This is a genomic window from Arthrobacter sp. ISL-48, assembly GCF_018613805.1.
Taxonomy (GTDB): domain Bacteria; phylum Actinomycetota; class Actinomycetes; order Actinomycetales; family Micrococcaceae; genus Arthrobacter.
In genome coordinates, this window is sequence record NZ_JAGGPL010000013.1 from 162,044 (window position 1) to 180,222 (window position 18,179).

19 protein-coding genes are annotated in these 18,179 nt (G+C 63.9%); 12 read left to right on the top strand and 7 right to left on the bottom strand.

Features of this window, described 5'->3' with window-relative positions; genetic code table 11:
- Nucleotides 1–115 precede the first annotated feature (115 nt).
- Entirely contained in the window at nucleotides 116–757 is a 642-nt protein-coding gene (locus tag J7E83_RS13160) for a transglycosylase family protein (protein WP_214962769.1), read from the top strand.
- A gap of 127 nt (nucleotides 758–884) precedes the next feature.
- On the opposite strand, the gene J7E83_RS13165 is transcribed toward J7E83_RS13160, so the two are convergent.
- Nucleotides 885–1,475, bottom strand: a complete 591-nt coding sequence (locus J7E83_RS13165) for a hypothetical protein (RefSeq protein WP_214962771.1) — start codon at nucleotides 1,473–1,475, stop codon at nucleotides 885–887.
- A gap of 157 nt (nucleotides 1,476–1,632) precedes the next feature.
- On the opposite strand from J7E83_RS13165, the gene J7E83_RS13170 reads away from it, so the two are divergent.
- The 6 genes from J7E83_RS13170 to J7E83_RS13195 all read left to right on the top strand — a co-directional run bounded on the left by J7E83_RS13170 (nucleotide 1,633) and on the right by J7E83_RS13195 (nucleotide 6,126).
- Entirely contained in the window at nucleotides 1,633–2,553 is a 921-nt protein-coding gene (locus J7E83_RS13170) for an MSMEG_6728 family protein (protein WP_214962773.1), read from the top strand.
- A gap of 3 nt (nucleotides 2,554–2,556) precedes the next feature.
- Nucleotides 2,557–3,417, top strand: coding sequence for an SDR family oxidoreductase (locus J7E83_RS13175; protein ID WP_214962775.1), 861 nt, complete (start codon nucleotides 2,557–2,559; stop codon nucleotides 3,415–3,417).
- Between the two features lie 77 nt (nucleotides 3,418–3,494).
- Nucleotides 3,495–3,905 (top strand): DUF1622 domain-containing protein, encoded by a 411-nt coding sequence (locus J7E83_RS13180; RefSeq protein ID WP_214962777.1) that lies wholly within the window; start codon nucleotides 3,495–3,497, stop codon nucleotides 3,903–3,905.
- A gap of 10 nt (nucleotides 3,906–3,915) precedes the next feature.
- Entirely contained in the window at nucleotides 3,916–4,206 is a 291-nt protein-coding gene (locus tag J7E83_RS13185; RefSeq protein WP_214962779.1) for a maltokinase N-terminal cap-like domain-containing protein, read from the top strand.
- Between the two features lie 75 nt (nucleotides 4,207–4,281).
- The gene (locus tag J7E83_RS13190) at nucleotides 4,282–4,548 is read left to right on the top strand and encodes a hypothetical protein (protein WP_214962781.1); all 267 of its coding nucleotides are present in this window, start codon (nucleotides 4,282–4,284) and stop codon (nucleotides 4,546–4,548) included.
- 78 nt (nucleotides 4,549–4,626) lie between these two features.
- A complete protein-coding gene (locus tag J7E83_RS13195; protein WP_214962783.1) occupies nucleotides 4,627–6,126 on the top strand; it encodes an HNH endonuclease signature motif containing protein in 1,500 nt (499 codons plus the stop codon).
- Here the strand turns inward: J7E83_RS13195 and J7E83_RS13200 are convergent.
- Together J7E83_RS13200 and J7E83_RS13205 are read right to left on the bottom strand one after the other, a co-directional pair.
- Nucleotides 6,123–6,443 carry a hypothetical protein gene (locus J7E83_RS13200; RefSeq protein WP_214962785.1) on the bottom strand — a complete coding sequence of 107 codons (321 nt, stop codon included), beginning with the start codon at nucleotides 6,441–6,443 and terminating at the stop codon, nucleotides 6,123–6,125. The two genes, J7E83_RS13195 and J7E83_RS13200, sit on opposite strands and share 4 nt — an antisense overlap.
- A 117-nt stretch (nucleotides 6,444–6,560) precedes the next feature.
- Complete coding sequence (locus tag J7E83_RS13205; RefSeq protein WP_396020544.1) at nucleotides 6,561–8,981, bottom strand: Tex family protein; 2,421 nt, start codon at nucleotides 8,979–8,981, stop codon at nucleotides 6,561–6,563.
- A gap of 135 nt (nucleotides 8,982–9,116) precedes the next feature.
- Here J7E83_RS13205 and J7E83_RS13210 point away from each other — a divergent pair, with 135 nt between their 5' ends.
- Nucleotides 9,117–9,413 carry a hypothetical protein gene (locus J7E83_RS13210; RefSeq protein ID WP_214962786.1) on the top strand — a complete coding sequence of 99 codons (297 nt, stop codon included), beginning with the start codon at nucleotides 9,117–9,119 and terminating at the stop codon, nucleotides 9,411–9,413.
- Here J7E83_RS13210 and J7E83_RS13215 read toward each other — a convergent pair whose 3' ends face one another.
- The 3 genes from J7E83_RS13215 to J7E83_RS13225 form a co-directional block, all read right to left on the bottom strand.
- Nucleotides 9,414–9,866, bottom strand: a complete 453-nt coding sequence (locus J7E83_RS13215) for a nucleoside deaminase (RefSeq protein WP_214962788.1) — start codon at nucleotides 9,864–9,866, stop codon at nucleotides 9,414–9,416.
- Nucleotides 9,867–9,988: 122 nt separating this feature from the next.
- Nucleotides 9,989–11,059, bottom strand: a complete 1,071-nt coding sequence (locus tag J7E83_RS13220; protein WP_214962790.1) for an alkene reductase — start codon at nucleotides 11,057–11,059, stop codon at nucleotides 9,989–9,991.
- Nucleotides 11,060–11,286: 227 nt separating this feature from the next.
- Entirely contained in the window at nucleotides 11,287–13,029 is a 1,743-nt protein-coding gene (locus tag J7E83_RS13225; RefSeq protein WP_214962791.1) for a cytosine permease, read from the bottom strand.
- 247 nt (nucleotides 13,030–13,276) lie between these two features.
- Here J7E83_RS13225 and bioB point away from each other — a divergent pair, with 247 nt between their 5' ends.
- The 3 genes from bioB (at nucleotide 13,277) to J7E83_RS13240 (ending at nucleotide 15,678) form a co-directional block, all read left to right on the top strand.
- Nucleotides 13,277–14,302: a biotin synthase BioB gene (bioB, locus tag J7E83_RS13230; RefSeq protein ID WP_214962794.1), complete on the top strand. Its 1,026-nt coding sequence runs from the start codon at nucleotides 13,277–13,279 to the stop codon at nucleotides 14,300–14,302.
- A 293-nt stretch (nucleotides 14,303–14,595) separates the two neighbouring features.
- Nucleotides 14,596–15,039, top strand: coding sequence for a very short patch repair endonuclease (locus J7E83_RS13235; protein ID WP_214962796.1), 444 nt, complete (start codon nucleotides 14,596–14,598; stop codon nucleotides 15,037–15,039).
- A gap of 228 nt (nucleotides 15,040–15,267) precedes the next feature.
- On the top strand, nucleotides 15,268–15,678 hold the full coding sequence (locus J7E83_RS13240; protein ID WP_214962798.1) for an Hpt domain-containing protein: 411 nt from the start codon (nucleotides 15,268–15,270) through the stop codon (nucleotides 15,676–15,678).
- Here the strand turns inward: J7E83_RS13240 and J7E83_RS13245 are convergent.
- A complete protein-coding gene (locus J7E83_RS13245) occupies nucleotides 15,651–16,424 on the bottom strand; it encodes a response regulator transcription factor (RefSeq protein ID WP_214962800.1) in 774 nt (257 codons plus the stop codon). The genes J7E83_RS13240 and J7E83_RS13245 overlap by 28 nt on opposite strands.
- A gap of 99 nt (nucleotides 16,425–16,523) precedes the next feature.
- On the opposite strand from J7E83_RS13245, the gene J7E83_RS13250 reads away from it, so the two are divergent.
- Nucleotides 16,524–18,179 (top strand): ATP-binding protein, encoded by a 1,656-nt coding sequence (locus J7E83_RS13250; protein WP_214962802.1) that lies wholly within the window; start codon nucleotides 16,524–16,526, stop codon nucleotides 18,177–18,179.

The window sequence follows — 18,179 nt, forward strand, 5'->3', positions numbered from 1 at the left end:
CAGAACTGCCCGGCCGGCAGACACCGTATTGACCTCTCATCGTCAGGGGCGGGCAGTGGCGCGACGACCTCCGGGGACGGACCGAGCGCAGGTGGCCCTCAGGAGCATCGCACCCATGAAGGACACCACCATCCGTACTGCCGCGCGCCGCGGAGTCACCCTTGCCGCCGTTTCCGCGGCAGGCCTGGCACTATCGGCCACCGCCGCCAACGCGGCCACCACCACGTCCACCTGGGACTCCTTGGCACAATGCGAAAGCGGCGGCAACTGGGCCACCAACACCGGCAACGGCTACACCGGAGGCCTGCAGTTCAGCGACAGTACCTGGTCAGCCTACGGCGGCACCGGCTCCGCCGCGAACGCCAGCAGGGACCAGCAGATTGCCGTCGCCGAGAAGGTCCAGGCATCCCAAGGCTGGGGAGCCTGGCCCTCCTGCGCCTCCCAGCTTGGCCTGAGCGGAGGCGCGACGGCTGTGGCACCGCAGAGTGTCCCGGTACAGAGCCCGCCAGTCACCCAAGCCCCGGCCAACCAGGCCCCAGTCACGCAGGCGGCACCGGCAACAACTGTTCCGCAGCATGCTGCAGCCGTGGCCTTGAGCGGCGAGACCTACACAGTGGAGCCGGGCGACACCATCAGCAAAGTGGCCGAGAAGCTGGGCATCGCGGGCGGCTGGGAGACCCTGGCGGATGCCAATCTCGACACCGTGACGGATCCGGATCTGGTGTTCGCTGGGCAGATCCTGCAGCTGCCGGCCTAGGCTTCCCTCGTTCCCGTGACTACGACTCCCTCGTACTCATAACAACGACGCCGGAGCGTCCCCTTCATGGGGAGCTCCGGCGTCGTTGTTTGCGTTTGGAAGTGGGATTGCGACCTGTGGCTTCCCGTCAGGCCGTAACGGGAAGTTCGCGGACGATCCGCACCTTCCAGGAGGCGTCGTCGCTGGTGTCCAGCAGGGCCACGGTACCGTGGGCAACATTGACTGCCACGCGCTTGACCGCCAGCAGCTCAAGGTAGAGGTGCTCGTTCATCCGGCTGGGAGTATCGATCATGTACTTCATGGCATCGCGGACCTTGCGGTAGTTGGCGCTGCGTTCGCGGTGCAGGTGCAGCTCGAGCATCTGGGCCTGGCGAACCTTGGGCTCGTGCCGGTTAAGCCATGAGACGGCCGCGTGGACGGCCACCACCAGGGCCAACGAAACGGCGTAGATCCACCAGCCGCTGGACAGCAGGAACAGTGGCAGGTTTGCGATCGCCACGAGTGCAATGACGATCCGCAGGGCAGCGATCCGCCGGAGGGTCCGAGCAACGGAGGCCACGGCGGCACGGAAGCCGTGTTGCTCCTTACGCGCTGCCGCCGGGTCGAGGGTGAATTCGTCGAGGACAAGAATGCCCTTGGCCTCCGGGCTGAGCATCTGCCCGAACTTGGGCGTGAAAGGCTGCACGGTACCGGGGGTCAGTTCAGGTGTAGTTGTCATGTGAATGCTTCCAGGACGCTGGGGTGGTTTCGGTCATCTTAGTGGTTGGTGCGAGACCCTGTATGCATCGGTCCACTATGTGAACACCTTGCTGTGAACCCATGTGGCGCCGGGCACTGCAATTGGCACTTCCGCCGCCTGCCGTCAGACTGAAGGAATGCAAACCTTCCTTCCGTACCCCGATTTCCGGCGAAGCGCCGCAGCGCTGGACCCCGCCAGGCTCGGCAAGCAGCGCGTCGAGGCGCTGCAGACCCTCCGTGCGCTGGTGATCCCGGAGTACGGCTGGCAGAGCCACCCGGCCGTGCGCATGTGGATGGGCTACGTTCCGGCACTCACCCTTTATGGCCTGGCGACGGTGGACGAGTGGTCCTCCCGAGGCCACGCCGACAACACCCGCGCCAACATCACCGAATTTGCGCCCCAGGCCGCCCATCCGGACTATGCCTCCAAGATCCCGATGCCGCCCTGGCTGGGTGACCCGGATTTCCACCTGAGCCACCGCTCAAAGCTGCTCCGCAAGGAACCTCATTTCTACAGGTCGGTATTCCCCGACGCCGAGCCGGACCTCGACTACATCTGGCCGGAGCCGAAGCACGAGTTCCTGCCGGCGGACCCCGAGGGCGACGTACTGTGGATCCTGCGCGCTCCGCACCCGAAAGTCGACCCCCAGTCACTCGACACTGTTGCCCTGCCGCCGGTCCGACGTGGCACAGCCGCTGCCCACGGACAGGGCGGCAGCCAAGATGACTACTCCCCGGTTTACGTGGACGATGGTTCACGCCGGCCGTCTAAGCAGCCGCGCAAGCTTCCGCCAAAACAGCTGGTTAAGAAGCCCACCAGGAAGCGACAGGCACAAGAGGACGCGTTCGCCACGCTTCCCGGCAAGACCGCCGTCGCGGTCCCCTTCGAAGACGGCAGTAAGTTCGCCGTGGGGCAGGTGCTCGGCCGGCCCATCACCCTGGATGACGGCAGGTTCGGCCGCAACTTCAGCGTCACGGAAATCATCGACCGGTCCGCGTTCGATTACCCGGCCCTCCTGCAGGATCCACGGGTGTTCTTCCCCGTCCCGGCTCCCTGATCCATGACCGTCCTGCTTGCCGGCTGCGGCGACCTGGGCACCGAAGCCGGCCTGCGTCTCGCCGCCGCCGGCCACCGCGTTGTGGGCTGGCGCCGGTCACCGGAGAAACTGCCTCCTGGAATCGAAGGTGCGGCGGCTGACTTGGCAACAGCGGATCTGCCGCCCATACCGGCAGACACCACCGCCGTCGTCGTGGCCGTCGCCGCGGACTCTCCGACGGAGGACGCCTACCGGGCGGCCTACGTTGACGGGCTGGACCACGTCCTGGATGCGCTGGAGCGCGACGGCATCAGGCCGCGGCGGGTGCTTTTTGTATCCTCCACTGCTGTATATGGTGACGCAGGGGGTGGCTGGGTTGATGAAAGCACGACGGCGGCTCCCGGCGGATTCTCAGGCCGCATCATCCAAGAGGCTGAGGACCTGCTGCACGAACGGTTGCGCGGAACGGAAACTGCGGGAATCGCATTGCGGCTAGGGGGAATATACGGGCCAGGCCGGACCCGGCTGATAGACCAAGTGCGCAGCGGCTCCGCGATCATTCCGGACGGGTCACGCTACACCAATCGGATCCACCGGGATGACGCAGCAGCGGCGATCGTTCACCTGACAACCATGGAGTCCATGCCTTCCCCGGCATATATAGGAGTGGACAACCATCCCGCCGAGCTGGGCGAGGTTCTTCGGTTCCTGGCCTCTGTGCTCGGGGTTCCCGAACCTCCCACCGGCCCGGCCGGGCAACCGCGGGGCGGGAACAAGCGCTGTAGCGGCTCGCTGCTCCGGAGTACCGGGTTCGACTTCGCGTTTCCGACCTTCCGCGAGGGCTACCGGGAGATTCTGGCGGGAACGGGCGTCCGGCACCGCTAGCCTTTGACCGTCTACTCTGGAGCCAGGGAAGCCAGGATACAAAGAGTCACAGGGCAGTGTGTCAGAGGCAGGGGAACATGGACTTTCAGCAACTCATTGAGACAGTGGGCAGGTTCATGGACTTCGCCGGTGTAGCTGTTATGGTCATCGGCGCGTTGGTGTCCATACCCATGGCCCTGCGGGGTTACCAGCCGCGGAGGATGCCTGCAGGCTCTGAAAAACTCACCGTTTACCGCGCCTATCGCCAACTGCTGGGCAGATCCATCCTGCTGGGGCTCGAGCTCCTGGTCGCTGCCGACATTATCCGGACCGTCGCCGTGACGCCTACGTTCGAGAGCGTAGGGGTCCTGGCCATTATCGTGCTGATCCGGACCTTTCTAAGCTTTTCGCTCGAACTGGAAATTACCGGCCGTTGGCCATGGCAGAAGGAGCCTTCCGAGGGGTCATCTGATCGCGCAGAGGCTTCATCGGCAGTAACGTCCTCTTAGGCTGGGAGGCATGGCACTCATTCACACAGCTACCCTGAATCCCTCAAAAATTGAACTCCTCCGCATGTGGCTCCCCAACCAGCCCTGGTTCGGGGAGGGCGAGCCAACAGATCTAAGGCGCCTGGGTTCTTTCCGGTTTGATGATCCCGACGGCGAAGTAGGCATAGAAACGCTGCTCATCACCAGCAAGGGCGCAGTCTTTCAGGTCCCGTTGACGTATAGGGACACTCCGCTGCAAGAAGCGGAAGCAAGTCTCATCGGGACCTCGGAACACTCCGTTCTCGGCAGGAGATGGGTCTAAGATGCCACTGGCGATCCTGTGTACGCGTCCACCTTGGCGACGACCATACTAACGGGACAGCCTCAAGCCGACCAGATGCTTGAAGTCGACGGACTGCTCAAGCTGATCCCTGAAACGGTTCATCTGCAGGGTACCGTTGCCTCCGGTCTTGGCATTCCCGTCGTCTCCTCGGCGGGTCCGGAAAAGGCAGGCGGGGCAACAACCATTCATACAGAGCATCTCGACCTGTCCGTTAGCCGCGAACTCGACCTCGGCGGACGGACTTCCGGGCATAAGATCCTGACAGCCACGTGGACTGGGCAGGCAGTCCCGGTGCAACTTGCATCTGCGGTTGAAGTTTGACCGCTAAAACGGGTTCAGATTTACTCTGAAGACGGAACCTTGGGGTAAATTGTCGTACCCCTTTGAAAGAGTAGGGGTATGGGAAGCAGGGCGGCAGTGGAGGCGTTGGAGGCCATCGAGGCTTCCGTTTCTGCGCTTGCTGTTTTTGTCCACGGCGCCTCTGGCAGCCTCGGTTCCACCGGTCCTGACCCGCTGCGGGACCAGGCTGATGCGTGCCTGGAAGGGCTGGCCGAGGTGACCCGGGCGGAAGCCGGTATGGCCGCCTTGAAAGTGCACCTGGCCGCCCGGTACGCCGGCGCGGCAGAAGCCATCGCAGCGCCGCCCGGGTCCCCGCAGGAGAACACGGCCCAGGAGATGGCGGTGGTCGCGGAAGTAGCGTGTGTGCTGACGGTCAGTGAACGGGCCGCCGGTGCGCTGCTGGCCGAATCACAGACACTGGCCAAGCGCCTGCCGCTGACCCTGGCCGCGTTGCAGGCCGGGTCGATCTCGTGGCAGCACGCCCGGATCGTATGCGACGAAACCACGGGCCTGGATCCTGCGGGAGCCGCGGCCCTGGAGGCGCATTTCCTGGACCCTGACCCGGTGAACCCGGCACGGGACTGTCCTGCCGGGGAGCTCATCCCGTCCCGGTTCCGGTACAAGGCCCGGACCTGGAGGGAACGGCACCACCCGGTGTCCATCGAAAAACGCCACCGCAAGGGCCTGCAGGACCGGCCCACCCCGGACCGGGACGGGATGGCCTGGCTCTCGGCCTACCTCCCTGCCGGGCAGGCCGCAGGGATCTGGGACCGTGCCACCACCGCCGCCAGGGCAATGCAGGGCCCCGACGAGCCCCGGACCCTTACCCAGCTGCGCGCCGATAACGCCGCCAACTGGCTCCTGGGCGGCGTCACCGAAGGGACCCCATCCCCCAAGGCGCAGGTCCTGCTCACGGTCCCGGTGCTCTCCCTGATCGGTGCCGGTGAGGAACCGGCCACCCTTGACGGGTACGGGCCCATCCCGGCCTCCATGGCAGCGGAACTGATCGCCGACGGCGCCGAGTCCTTCCACCGGGTCCTGACCGACCCCCGCGACGGCGCACCCTTGGAAATCGGCCGCACCAGCTACCGCATCCCCACAGCGACGCGGCAATGGCTCCGGATGCGGGACGGTAAATGCCCGTTCCCTGGCTGCAGCAACCATTCCCTGGACAACGAAGCCGACCACCTCCTCGCCTGGGCCGATGGCGGCACCACCGGCATCACCAACCTCGGCCAGCCCTGCCACAAACACCACAGACTCAAACACACCAGCGCGTGGAAACCCACCCCAGCCACCAAAGACGGACCACCCGGGTGGGTATCACCTTCGGGTCGTTACTATGCGAGCGAGGAACAGGACTGGGAACCACCCGGCTGGACCTCACCCGCGGACGCCACGCCGCCAGCGAAGAACAAGACTGGGAACCGCCACCGGACTGGCCGGATGAAATCTACAACCCTGACGCCGAGTCACCCGAAGATCCCGGGTTACCTGAAGAAGCCATCCCGGACTGGGCGGATATCCTTCTGGCGTAGGTCCCCTCCGCTGCTGAACTAGGCGTCCTGCCAGCCGCGGTCCTCCGTAAAGGTCGCCACCAAGGTTCCGACGCCTGCCTGAAGGGAATTCGAGGGATCAAAGTACAAGGCAGCTTCCGTCGCACGGCTATGCGTGATCAGTTGCTCTGCCTCCAGCTTTGCTTCCGGCACAGTAGCGCCAATGATGCCTGTTCTCGCCGGCAAGGCAGGCGTGTGCACAATCTCCGCATCCGTCTGCGTCAGAGGGACGGTGGTCCCTGCGTTGATCTCGTCGTGTGGGAACTCAAACTCGGCATCGTCGGAAGCGGCAGGGATGGTGTACTCCAAGAAGTAAGTCATAGTCCCAGCCTTGCAGAAACTGACCAGCCCCGAAAGTTCCCGCTGCGAGCGACCACTGCCGGGTTTGTGTCACTAACCCAAAACTCGGCTTCAAAAACTCGGCGGCTAAGGAGGCCTCTATTTTCCGAGGCCTGCTTTGCGGAGGGCCTCGGCCATCGCTGTGTTCACCGGCACAGGGCTGACCGCGGGCGGCCTGCCGCCCGAACGATTGCCCGCCGATCCTCTGCCTGCTTCCGCGTTCTGCGGCCGGGGAGCTTTCCCGCCGCCTCCCCCAATGGCGGACCCCCTGTCTGCGCTGGACCCTCGTGCCCCGGAAGCCGACGGCTCATCATCGAGCCTTAGTGTCAGCGAAATCCGCTTCCGCTCAGGATCAGCTTCCAGCACCTTCACCCGAACAACCTGCCCGGACTTGACCACTTCGCGCGGGTCTGACACAAAGCGGTTGGCCAGTGCGGAAACGTGAACAAGCCCGTCCTGGTGGACGCCGACGTCGACGAACGCTCCGAAAGCGGCAACGTTGGTGACGGTTCCTTCGAGGACCATGCCTGGCCTAAGGTCGGAGATCCTCTCGATCCCTTCCGAGAACGTGGCAGCGGCAAACCCGGGCCGGGGATCGCGGCCCGGCTTGTCCAGCTCGGCCAGGATGTCCTGCACAGTGGGCAAGCCAAAGCTCCCGTCCACGAAGTTGCGCGGGTCCAGGGACGACGCCGGTGCGGAACCGGCGGCCACCAGAATCTTCCGGGCCACCGCATAGGCCTCCGGGTGCACACTTGACGCATCCAGTGGCTCCGCTCCCCCGGTAATCCGCAGGAAGCCAGCGCATTGCTCAAACGCCTTGGCGCCCAACCTCGGCACCTTTTTCAATTCAGAGCGCTTGGCGAACGGCCCGTGCTCATTCCGGTACGCCACAATGTTTTCGCTCAGCAAAGGTCCGACGCCAGCCACCCGGCTCAGGAGCGCCGGCGACGCCGTGTTGACGTCGACTCCCACGGCGTTCACGCAGTCTTCCACTACAGCGTCGAGGCTGCGGTCCAGCTTGGATGCCGTGACATCGTGCTGGTACTGCCCGACTCCAATGGACTTTGGATCGATCTTGACCAGCTCCGCCAGCGGATCTTGCAGCCGGCGCGCTATGGAGACGGCCCCGCGCAAGGACACATCCATTCCCGGCAGCTCCGCTGCAGCGAGGGCGGACGCTGAATACACCGATGCCCCGGCCTCCGACACCACCAGCTTTTGTGGCTTCCGGTCCGCCGCGGGCAACTGCTTGATCAGCTCCGCGGCGAGCTTGTCCGTCTCCCGGGAGGCCGTCCCGTTACCGATCGCCACGAGCTCGACGGCGTGTTGCCGCGCCAGCCGGACAAGGGTCGCCAAAGCTTCATCCCACTTCCGCGCCGGGGCGTGGGGATAGACGGTATCGGTGGCCACCACCTTGCCTGTCCCATCGACAACGGCGACCTTCACGCCTGTCCGCAGCCCCGGGTCGAGTCCCAAGGTGGCGCGGTTGCCTGCAGGAGCCGCGAGGAGGACGTCGCGTAGGTTGGCAGCGAATACCCGCACAGCCTCGTCTTCGGCAGCGGTAAACATCCGGCCACGAAGGTCAGCGGTAAGTCTGGCCAGCAGCCGCGAGCGCCAGGCAACCTGGGCAGTCTGCACCAGCCAGGCATCGGCGGGACGGCCCCGGTCGGCAACGCCGAGGCACCTGGCCACAGCGGACTCGTAGCGGGAGCGCGCGGCGGCGAGGGCGTCGTCGTCGTTCGGATCCGCCTCGGCGAGATCGAGCTCCAGGACGCCGTCCTTCTCACCGCGCAGCAACGCGAGCACCCGGTGCGACGGCATCCCGGCCGGCGCCTGCGAAAAGTCGAAGTAGTCCGCAAACTTCTGGCCCTCGGCCTCTTTGCCCTTCTTCGCCCGCGACACCATCCGGCCCTGGGTCCAGAGCCGTTCCCGCAGCGTTGCCGCGAGGTCAGGGTCCTGCGCAACACGTTCCACGAGGATGGAACGGGCACCGGCGAGCGCTGCTGCGGCGTCATCGACGGCGTGTTCAGTGTTCAGATACTTGGCGGCCTCCCGCTCCGGGTCCAGATCGGGCCGCTTCAACAGGGCCTCGGCCAAAGGCTCCAGCCCGGCTTCCCGGGCGATCTGTGCCTTGGTGCGGCGCTTGGATTTGAACGGGAGATAAATGTCCTCCAGCCGGGACTTGGTATCAGCGGCGAGGACAGCCTTCTGGACTTCCGGAGTGAGCTGGCCTTGGGCGGCAATCACTTCGAGGACAGTACGACGGCGGTCCTCAAGTTCGCGGAGGTAGCGCAGGCGCTCGTCGAGCTCGCGGAGCTGGGTGTCGTCAAGCGTCCCCGTGGCTTCCTTGCGGTACCTGGCGATGAAGGGGACAGTGGACCCGCCGTCGAGCAGTTCCACGGCGGCCTTGACCTGCCAGGTTTTCACGCCCAGTTCGGCGGCAATCTGGCTATGGATCATGTCATCCGGTGCTTCGGCCGGGGACGCCGGGGCGGACGGGCGTTGCGGGAGTTGGGTCACCAGAACATTTTGCCCTACTCACCCGTCTTGAGCAGACTTGCCCCAGTCCGCCGCCGGAGGTATTCCGCTCGGGGCGCCGAAGTGCTGTAGTGGAGATGCCGTCACAGGCAACCCATTCTCGAGGAAGAGGCCACCATGCGGGAACTGCTCATCGTCTTTCAGGATGGGTTTGACGAGGCCAACATCACCGTCATGGTCAACGGCAAAGAAGTCCGCCGCGATGTCGGAGTGTCCACCAACCCTCTCCTCGGAGAAGCGTTTGAAACGTCAGTGGAGCTGCCGGCCAAAGGCGCACACGTGGGCGTGGAGGTCACCAACCGGGGACTCAAGGGCATTATCAAAGTAAGCGGAAAACCCAGGAGCTTGCTGGTTTCCATTGAGGACGGGAAGCTGCTGCTGCGGGAAGGAACCGGCCGCGAAGCGTTCCTTTAGCTATTCGGCGATGTCCACTTCTTCGGCGATGTCCTCGGCCCAGAGTTCAGCGTGATCGCGTTGAAAATCGCGCATCATGTCGACGCAGCGTTCGTCATTCAAGACCACCACTTCCACCCCGCGCGACCGCAGGAGATCGAATTCGCCGGGAAAGGTCTCTGCTTCTCCCACAACAACCTTGGGGATCTTGAACTGGATGATTGTTCCCGTACACATGGCGCATGGAGCGAGTGTTGTGTACAGCACGGTGTCCCGATAGTTGCGCTGGCGCCCCGCCGCCCGAAGCGCGGACATCTCGCCGTGGGCAATCGGATCCCCGTGCTGCACCCGCTCGTTGTGGCCGGTGGCGATGACCTCGCCGCCACGGGCAAGGGCGGCGCCGATAGGGATGCCGCCTTCACTGAGGCTTTTCTGCGCGGCTTGGAAAGCAGCTTCGAATCCAGGGTCATTCATAGGCAGAGCCTACCCTCGGGGGAGAGCCGGATGGCTTATTGGCTCTGGCTGCCGGACAGCACACCGGGCAGCAGGCGACGGCGGCACCCAAGACGGGGGCCGCCGTCGTCGTTAAGTTATTCCTAGTTCTGGTAAGCCGGGTAGTCGGTGTAGCCCTTGGCCCCTTCGCCATAGAAGGTGGACGGATCAGGCTCGTTCAGGGGGAGGCTTTCCTTCCAGCGCCGGGCCAGGTCCGGGTTGGCGATGGCCGGGCGCCCCACCACAACTGCGTCGGCATGCCCGTCGGCAACCAGCGACAGTGCTTCATCCCGAGTGGTGACAACACCGAAGCCGGTGTTCACCAGGAACGTCCCGTCAAAGCGTGAGCGGAGATCCTGGACCAGCTCACCCTTTGGCTCGTGGTGAAGGATGCTCAGGTACGCGAGATTCAGCGGCGCAATGCTGTCCACCAGGACCTCGTACGTGGCGCGCACGTCGGCGGCGTCGGTTTCGGCGATGCCCTGGACGTTGTGCTCGGGTGAAATCCGGATGCCCACGCGGCTGGCGCCAAGCGCCGCCACCACGGCATTGACCGTCTCGATCACAAAGCGGGCACGGTTTTCCGGTGAACCACCGTAGCTGTCCGTGCGGACGTTGGCGTTCGGCGCCAGGAATTCGTGCAGGAGGTACCCGTTGGCCGAGTGCAATTCGACGCCGTCGAACCCAGCCTCGATCGCGTTGAGGGACGCCGTGACGATCTCCTGCATGACCACGGAAAGCTCATCACTGGTCAGCGCATGCGGCACTGGGTACTGCTGCTTGCCGGCGGGGGTGCGAACTTCGCCTTCGATGGCTACGGCACTGGGGCCAACGATCTGGTGACCGCCGGTGATGTCCTGGTGCGACACCCTGCCGCCATGCATGACCTGGGCGAACATCCGGCCGCCCTCAGCGTGGACGGCGTCGGTGACCTTCTTCCAGCCGGCGATCTGCTCTTCAGTGACCAGGCCAGGCTGCCCCGGGTAGGAACGGCCTGCAGGGCTGGGGTAGGTACCCTCGCTGACGATCAGGCCGAGCGTTGCGCGCTGGCGGTAGTGCTCAGCGACCAGCGGTCCGGGAACGCCTTCCTCACCCGAGCGGACACGGGTCAAGGGCGCCATCACCAGGCGGTTAGGCAGTTCGAGCTCGCCAAGGGTCAACGGGGAAAACAGCATGCGCAGTTCCTTTCAGGAAATGAAGTGGTTCTGCTCTGCCCAACTGGGTGGCGCCTGCAACTATTCCGGATGAGACAGGGATCATGCTGGGTGTGGCGCCGAGTCGGCACCTGAGCGGCCCACCCTCCCTGAGCTGTCGATGGATCGAGGCTGCTTCTGGAGTCAAAAGGGAGGCCGGCGCATAACTGCACCGGCCTCCCCAACAGAGCACAAACGAAAACAGGGAGCTACTTTTGCGCCGGCAGTACCAGCTCCCCTGTCTTGTCGGTCGAAAGGGCGAGGGACGAGACGTACTGCGGTCCGCCGTCGGGCCCGTCCTGGGCAGAGCGGATCATGTCCGGGCGTTCGAACTCCAGCCCCGTGACATGGCAGAGCAGCTTCTGGTCGCTCGGGTTGCCGTCGCCGTCGAACATCGGCAGGTCGATGCCGTCATCGGCGCGCCGCAAGTAGTACCTTCCGCGGGTAAGCAGCGCCAGGACGGGCGGCAACACCAAGGCCAGGCCGACGGCGAAGATCGGCGAGTAGGGCTGGATGGCGGCGCCGAACGCCCCGAAGAAGACCGCAATGGACACCCCGGCGGACACCAGCATGGACACAAACCCAACCGGATTCACCGCGTAGAGCATGCCGCGGCGGAACTCCGGAACCTTCGGCGAAATCTTGAGCAGGTACTTGTTGATCGCGATGTCAGACGCCACCGTGACAACCCAGGCCATAGCGCAGTTCGCGTAGAAGCCCAGGATGGTGCTGAGGAAGTCGAACATGTTGGCTTCCATCAGGATCAGGGCGATCACCAGGTTCACCACCACAAACACCATGCGGCCGGGGTAGGTCTTGGTGACGCGCGTGAAGCTGTTGGTCCAGGCCAGCGACCCGGAATACGCGTTGGTGACGTTGATTTTGATCTGGGAGATGACCACCAGCGCCACGGCCAGGCTCATCGCCAGCCACGCGGGCATCATCTCCTGGTACACGCCAAGGAACTGGTGGACCGGCTCATTGGCGTGCACGGACGCCGCCGGATCCAGGGTGGCGATCAGGTAGATGGCGATGAACATGCCCACGACCTGCTTGATCGCCCCGAAAATCACCCAGCCGGGCCCGGCCAGGATCACGGCCCGCCACCAGGCGCCCTTGTTCTGGGCAGTCTTGGGCGGCATGAACCGCAGGTAATCGATTTGCTCGGCGATCTGCGCCATCAGGGACAGGCAAACGCCGGCGGCCAGCATCACCGACGCGAGGTTCGTCCCCCCAGCCCCCGACTCCCCCGTATAGGCAAAGAAGCCGTCGATGCTCTCCGGGTGTGAAACCAGCAGGTATCCCACCGGCACCACCATGAGGAGCAGCCACAGAGGAGTGGTCCACACTTGCAGCTTGGCCAGCGTGTTCATTCCGTAGATCACCAGCGGAATGATGATCAAGGTGGATGCCGCATACCCCAGCCATTGCGGGATGCCCAAGCCAAGCTCCAGGCCCTGGGCCATGATCGAGCCTTCCAGGGCGAAGAAGATGAATGTGAACGTCGCGAAGATGACGTTGGTGACCACCGATCCGTAATACCCAAACCCGGATCCGCGCGTGATCAGGTCCAGGTCGATGTTGTAGCGCGCGGCGTAGTAGGCAAGCGGAAAGCCGGTGGCAAAGATGATCACGGCCGCCACCAGGATGCCGAAGATCGCATTCACTGTTCCATAGGCTATGCCGATGTTCGCGCCGATGGAGAAGTCGGCCAGGTACGCGATCCCGCCCAGCGCGCTCGTGGCCACCACGCCGGCACTCCACTTCCGGTAAGAACGCGGTGCGAACCGGAGCGTGTAATCCTCCAGGCTCTCCTTCGTTGCGCTCAGCGCTGCGGCGTTGCCCGTCGTCGCGGTTCCCGCCGTAGCAGTTCCAGACGGACTGCTGACGGCGGCGGCCCCTCCTGCCGCCGTCGGCTCCAGTAGCTGGGTGCTCTCCACGTCATGACTCATTCGGGCCGTCGCTTTCGTTGCTGAAGCATGGTTTTCGTAACGTCTCTTTGCGAGGCTAACCGGCAGGAACGACAGATGGGTCACGGCCTTGTTTCGGCCGCGTTAAGGATTGACACAGCTGTGAAGCGGTGGGCCCTACTTCGACCAAACGGGGACGGACGCCCTTGTAGCCATTCCACAAAAACCGCCACGAAGCGCCGGACTACCGTCAAAGGGAGGTCCCACCCAACCCGATGAAAGAGGATCGATGACGATACAGGCAGAACCGCAGGTGAGCCGGCACGCCATTCTCGAAACCGCCCGGATGCAGGTACTCGAGCAAGGCATCGGTCTCTCTGAAAGCCAACTCCTGGACATCCTCAGGCTCCCGGACCATGCGGTTCCGGCGGCCCTGCAGCTGGCCCACGAGGTCCGGCTGAAGCACTGCGGCGAGGACGTTGAAGTGGAGGGCATCATCTCCATCAAGACCGGCGGCTGCCCCGAGGACTGTCATTTCTGCAGCCAGTCTGGCCTTTTCGATAGCCCTGTCCGTGGCGTCTGGCTGGATATTCCCGCGCTGGTCAGGGCCGCGAAAGAGACCGCAGCCACGGGCGCCACCGAGTTCTGCATCGTGGCAGCGGTCCGCGGCCCGGACATCAAGCTGATGAACCAGATCAAGTTCGCGATCGACCGCATCAACGAAGAAGTGGACATCAACATCGCATGCTCCCTGGGCATGCTGACACAGCGGCAGGTGGACCAGCTCGACAGCTGGGGCGTACACCGTTACAACCACAACCTGGAAACAGCCCGCAGCTACTTTCCACAAGTGGTCACGACGCACAGCTACGAGGAACGCCTGGAGACTTGCGCGATGGTGAAGGACGCCGGCATGGAACTCTGCTGCGGCGCCCTGATCGGCATGGGCGAGTCCCTGGAGCAGCGGGCCGAACTGGCAGCCCAGCTCGCAGCCCTCGAACCGCATGAGGTCCCGCTGAACTTCCTCAACCCGCGCCCCGGAACTCCCCTGGAAAATCAAGGCATCATGGACGGCAAGGATGCCCTCCGCGCCATCGCGGCCTTCAGGCTCGCCATGCCCCGCACAGTGCTGCGCTATGCGGGCGGACGCGAGCTGACCCTGGGTGACCTTGGCACCCGCGAAGGCCTGCTCGGCGGCATCAACGCAGTCATAGTCGGCAATTACCTCACCACCCTGGGGCGCCCGGCGACCGCTGACCTGAACCTCCTGGTGGAACTGAATATGCCGATCAAGGAACTCCAGAAGACGCTGTGAACGGGAGTCCCAGGAGCCAAGTTGCCGCTGGTATCACCTACTGCGGGCACTGCGGTGAGACGCCCGGCGGCGCCGGGGCAGCGCCGTCGGACGCTCACCAGCTGTGCAGCGCACGGCTCCAACTCGAACCGCCGCGGTATTGCCGGCTCTGTGGGCGGCGTCTGAAGGTCCAGGTGTCTCCCTTGGGCTGGTGGGCTAGCTGTTCACGGCACGGGGTCACGACAGCCTGAGATTACCGGCACGCGCGGCACGAACAGCCGGAGCGCTGAAACTGGAGCTCCTAGACTGGAAATATGGCGGACAGGCTGACTCCCGAGCGGCGCAGCTGGAACATGTCCAGGATCAGGGGCAAGAACACCAAGCCCGAGTTGTTGGTCCGCCGGCTCCTCCATGCCAAAGGATACCGGTACCGCCTGCACGGCAAAGCCGGCAAGGCCCGCCTGCCCGGTAATCCGGACCTGGTTTTCGCTGGCCGCCGCAAGGTCATCTTCGTCAACGGCTGCTTTTGGCATTTCCACGATTGCAGGGTGGGCCAGCACGCCCCGAAAGCAAACGCTGTGTTCTGGGAGGCAAAGCGCACCCGGACGAAAACCCGCGATGCCGATCAGCGCCGTCGGCTCCAAGAGGCCGGCTGGGAAGTTCTTACAGTGTGGGAATGCGAGTTGAAGGACGCATCCGCGCTGGAAATCCAACTGGAACAGTTCCTGGACGCACAAGCAAAGTACCGCGGAAATTGAGGCAATCTTTACCATTTACGCCCGCCCTTATTGAGGCCTCGACCCGAAGATTAGATCGGGTGGCCCGTCCGGACTGCCGATGTAAAACCCGCAGTCTCCCCAAGAAAGCCGCACTACTTCTCCGCAGCCGATGCCGGTCAGGAGAACAGACCTAACCTGAAGACTGACGAATGCCTCAGCTCACAACCCCCCTTGCTGGGGCGGAGGAGGCCAGCGGAAAGGAGGATCATGACACAGCCCGACGACTCCGGACGGCCGCTGGTGGACCAGTCCGTGCTGGACCGGCTGCTTGAGGAACTGGACCAGGACGAGGGCTATTTCACAGTTTTCGTTGGGAAGTTCATCGAACTGCTGCCCGCCAGGATAGGAAAGCTGCGGCTCGCGCTGACAACAGGGGACCTGGACGGAACCGTCGACGCGGTCCTCAGCCTGAAGACCTCCAGCCAGATGGTCGGGGCCGAGCGGCTTGCTGGCCTGGCCATGGACTTGGAAGGCGCCATTCGAAACGAATCCCAGCTGGGCGATCCGACAGTGGGCCTGCCCCGGTTAGCGGCCATGTACCTGAAACCGATCGACCATTGCAGCAAGCAAACCCTTCACAGGCTCGAGGCTCAGCGCTCCTCGGGAGCCAGCCGATAACCTACGCCGCGCACCGTCTGGAGCCATCGAGGACGCTGGGGCGAATCCCCGAGCTTCTTGCGCAGGTTTCCCATGTGGACTTCCACGGAACGTTCATCCGCTTCGCTGATGTAACTGCCGACGTCGTAGTCCTCGTCGCGGAGGCGCCGCACCAGATCCGATTTGGTCCGGACCGTCCGCCCCGCCTCCAGGAGGGCGTACAGGAGTTCAAACTCTGTCCGGGTCAGGTTCAGTTCCTGGCCATCCACAGCCACCGAGCGCGACGCATAGCTAAGGACCAACCCGTTATGGCTGTAATTCCCGCTCCCCGTGACCCTTTGTCCGCCCTGCGCTGCCGCCTCCGCGGGTACGGAATGAGGAGCAGGGTCCGGGACTAAGCGGGGCCGGCGCATCATGGCAGCCACCCGGGCCCGCAGTTCCCTGGGTCGGAAGGGCTTGGTGAGGTAATCGTCGGCACCGGACTCCAGGCCAATCAGCGTGTCCAGCTCGTCAGCCCGGGCCGTCAGCATCACGATGTAGGCGTCGGAAAATTCGCGGATCTGGCGTGAGACTTCAAAACCGTCAATATCTGGCAATCCCAGATCCAGCGTTATCACGTCGGGGTTCAGGTTTTTCGCAGCCAGAACCCCCTCGGCGCCGCTGGCCGCAACCGATACCTGAAAGCCTGCCTGGCTCAGCACCGTACGTACCAATTCCCGGATGTCCTGATCGTCCTCGATTACCAGACCTACACGTGCTTCACTCATCGCAGCCCCCTCAGCCAGCCCTACTCGTGAGAAGTATAGCTGGCTGCCGATATCCTGCTGGTATGCAACTCGATTATCCGGCGTCCCAGGCACGTATCCATGACTAAGCCTGTAGCGAAGCCCTCCGGCAGACTGAGGTTTTTCCGCCGGCAGTTCCACGAATACCGGCTGACGGACCGGGTTGCCCTGAGCCAGATGCCACTTTTCGTCACCACGGTGCTGACGGCAATCCTCGTCGCTGCGTTCTTCCCAGTCAGCATGGGCCACCCGCTGTTTATTGCGTTCCTGGTCTCCCAGCTTTCGATCATGGTCCTTTGCTATGCAGTGCCATGGGAGCGCCTGCCGTACACCAGCTTCCTCGTTCTGCCGCTGCTGGACTTCATCTCGATCGCGCTGGGAAGGGAAGGCGGACAGGACGGGCTGACGGGCATCAGCCTGCTCGCGGTTTTCCCCGTAATCTGGCTGTGCGCCTCGGGCTTCTACCCACGTGCTGCCCTGTGTCTCTCCTTCCTTGGGCCGCTGGCAATCATTTGGGTGCCCCTCTTCATCCGGGGAGACATATCCGGGCCCAGTTTGGCGCGTTCGTTACTCCTTCCCGTGATGATGCTGGGGATCGGGGTGTCCGTGACTGTGCTGACGATGAGCATGGCACGGCAGCAACAAGTCCTGGAGGAGAAGGACCAGCAACTCCTGGACAGCCTGCGCAGGAGCAAGCGGCACGAGTCGCTGCTGAATACCATCCTGGACACGGTCCACCTGGGCGTGCTTGCTGTCGACGCCGACGGTCACGACGTACTGATGAACCGCAAGCAGCGCGCTAACCATGAACTCGCCAGACCGAAGGACATCGAGGATCCCAACGAGTCCCAGTTGCTGGTCTTCGCTGCAGACCGCACCACGCCGGTCCCCGTGGAAGAACGGCCAGTGCGCCGGGCCGTACTGGGCGAGACCTTCACGGACTACCTCGTCTGGTTAGGCTCGGGAAGCGAGCAGCGTGCCATCACCACTACGGCACGCGCCATGAAGGAGCCCGACGGCGGGTTCGCCGGTTCAGTGGTCGTATTCAGTGACGTGACGGATCTGGTGAACGCCCTTGAGGCCAAGGATGACTTCGTCTCCAACGTGTCCCATGAATTCAGGACTCCCCTGACGTCCATCCTGGGCTATGTGGAAATCCTGATGGATGACGATCTTGCGGAGCACCAACGGCACTCGCTGGAGATCGTGCGGCGGAACTCAGAGCGGCTACTGACCCTGGTCTCTGATCTGCTGGCAAGTAGGAACGGCCAGCTGATCGTGACACCCGAGGCCGTTGATGTGGCCGAGCTGGTCCGAGCGAGCGTGTCAGCGGCCATGCCCAAGGCTGCGGCCTCGCACGTGGCGCTGGAGGCTGCGACGCCGGAGCGGCTGGATGCCCATGTGGACGGCGCCCGCATCTCCCAGGTTTTGGATAACCTGGTTTCCAATGCCATCAAGTACTCGCCCGAGGGCGGCAATGTGCTGGTATCCCTAGAGGCGCAGGAGGGCCGCCTGACCTGCCAAGTCAGGGACACCGGCATGGGCATGAGCGCCGATGATCAGGCTGAGGTCTTCACCAAATTCTTCCGCACCAGCAACGTGCGCCGGACGAACATACCGGGGGTAGGTCTGGGCCTGCCCATCAGCAAGGCCATTGTGGAGGCTCACGGCGGCACCATTGAGGTGGACAGTGCGTTGGGCCAGGGAACGACGTTTACCTTCCGGGTACCGGTCTAG

Excerpts from the sequence above, each read along its gene's own strand:
- J7E83_RS13210 (WP_214962786.1), top strand. The coding sequence starts at position 9,117 with ATGCGGGAACTGCTCATCGTCTTTCAGGATGGGTTTGACGAGGCCAAC.
- J7E83_RS13170 (WP_214962773.1), top strand. The coding sequence starts at position 1,633 with ATGCAAACCTTCCTTCCGTACCCCGATTTCCGGCGAAGCGCCGCAGCG.
- J7E83_RS13240 (WP_214962798.1), top strand. The coding sequence starts at position 15,268 with ATGACACAGCCCGACGACTCCGGACGGCCGCTGGTGGACCAGTCCGTG.
- J7E83_RS13190 (WP_214962781.1), top strand. The coding sequence starts at position 4,282 with ATGCTTGAAGTCGACGGACTGCTCAAGCTGATCCCTGAAACGGTTCAT.
- J7E83_RS13225 (WP_214962791.1), bottom strand. The coding sequence starts at position 13,029 with ATGAGTCATGACGTGGAGAGCACCCAGCTACTGGAGCCGACGGCGGCA.
- J7E83_RS13220 (WP_214962790.1), bottom strand. The coding sequence starts at position 11,059 with ATGCTGTTTTCCCCGTTGACCCTTGGCGAGCTCGAACTGCCTAACCGC.
- J7E83_RS13200 (WP_214962785.1), bottom strand. The coding sequence starts at position 6,443 with ATGACTTACTTCTTGGAGTACACCATCCCTGCCGCTTCCGACGATGCC.
- J7E83_RS13195 (WP_214962783.1), top strand. The coding sequence starts at position 4,627 with ATGGGAAGCAGGGCGGCAGTGGAGGCGTTGGAGGCCATCGAGGCTTCC.
- J7E83_RS13185 (WP_214962779.1), top strand. The coding sequence starts at position 3,916 with ATGGCACTCATTCACACAGCTACCCTGAATCCCTCAAAAATTGAACTC.
- J7E83_RS13160 (WP_214962769.1), top strand. The coding sequence starts at position 116 with ATGAAGGACACCACCATCCGTACTGCCGCGCGCCGCGGAGTCACCCTT.
- J7E83_RS13215 (WP_214962788.1), bottom strand. The coding sequence starts at position 9,866 with ATGAATGACCCTGGATTCGAAGCTGCTTTCCAAGCCGCGCAGAAAAGC.
- J7E83_RS13175 (WP_214962775.1), top strand. The coding sequence starts at position 2,557 with ATGACCGTCCTGCTTGCCGGCTGCGGCGACCTGGGCACCGAAGCCGGC.
- J7E83_RS13235 (WP_214962796.1), top strand. The coding sequence starts at position 14,596 with ATGGCGGACAGGCTGACTCCCGAGCGGCGCAGCTGGAACATGTCCAGG.
- bioB (WP_214962794.1), top strand. The coding sequence starts at position 13,277 with ATGACGATACAGGCAGAACCGCAGGTGAGCCGGCACGCCATTCTCGAA.
- J7E83_RS13250 (WP_214962802.1), top strand. The coding sequence starts at position 16,524 with ATGACTAAGCCTGTAGCGAAGCCCTCCGGCAGACTGAGGTTTTTCCGC.
- J7E83_RS13245 (WP_214962800.1), bottom strand. The coding sequence starts at position 16,424 with ATGAGTGAAGCACGTGTAGGTCTGGTAATCGAGGACGATCAGGACATC.
- J7E83_RS13180 (WP_214962777.1), top strand. The coding sequence starts at position 3,495 with ATGGACTTTCAGCAACTCATTGAGACAGTGGGCAGGTTCATGGACTTC.
- J7E83_RS13165 (WP_214962771.1), bottom strand. The coding sequence starts at position 1,475 with ATGACAACTACACCTGAACTGACCCCCGGTACCGTGCAGCCTTTCACG.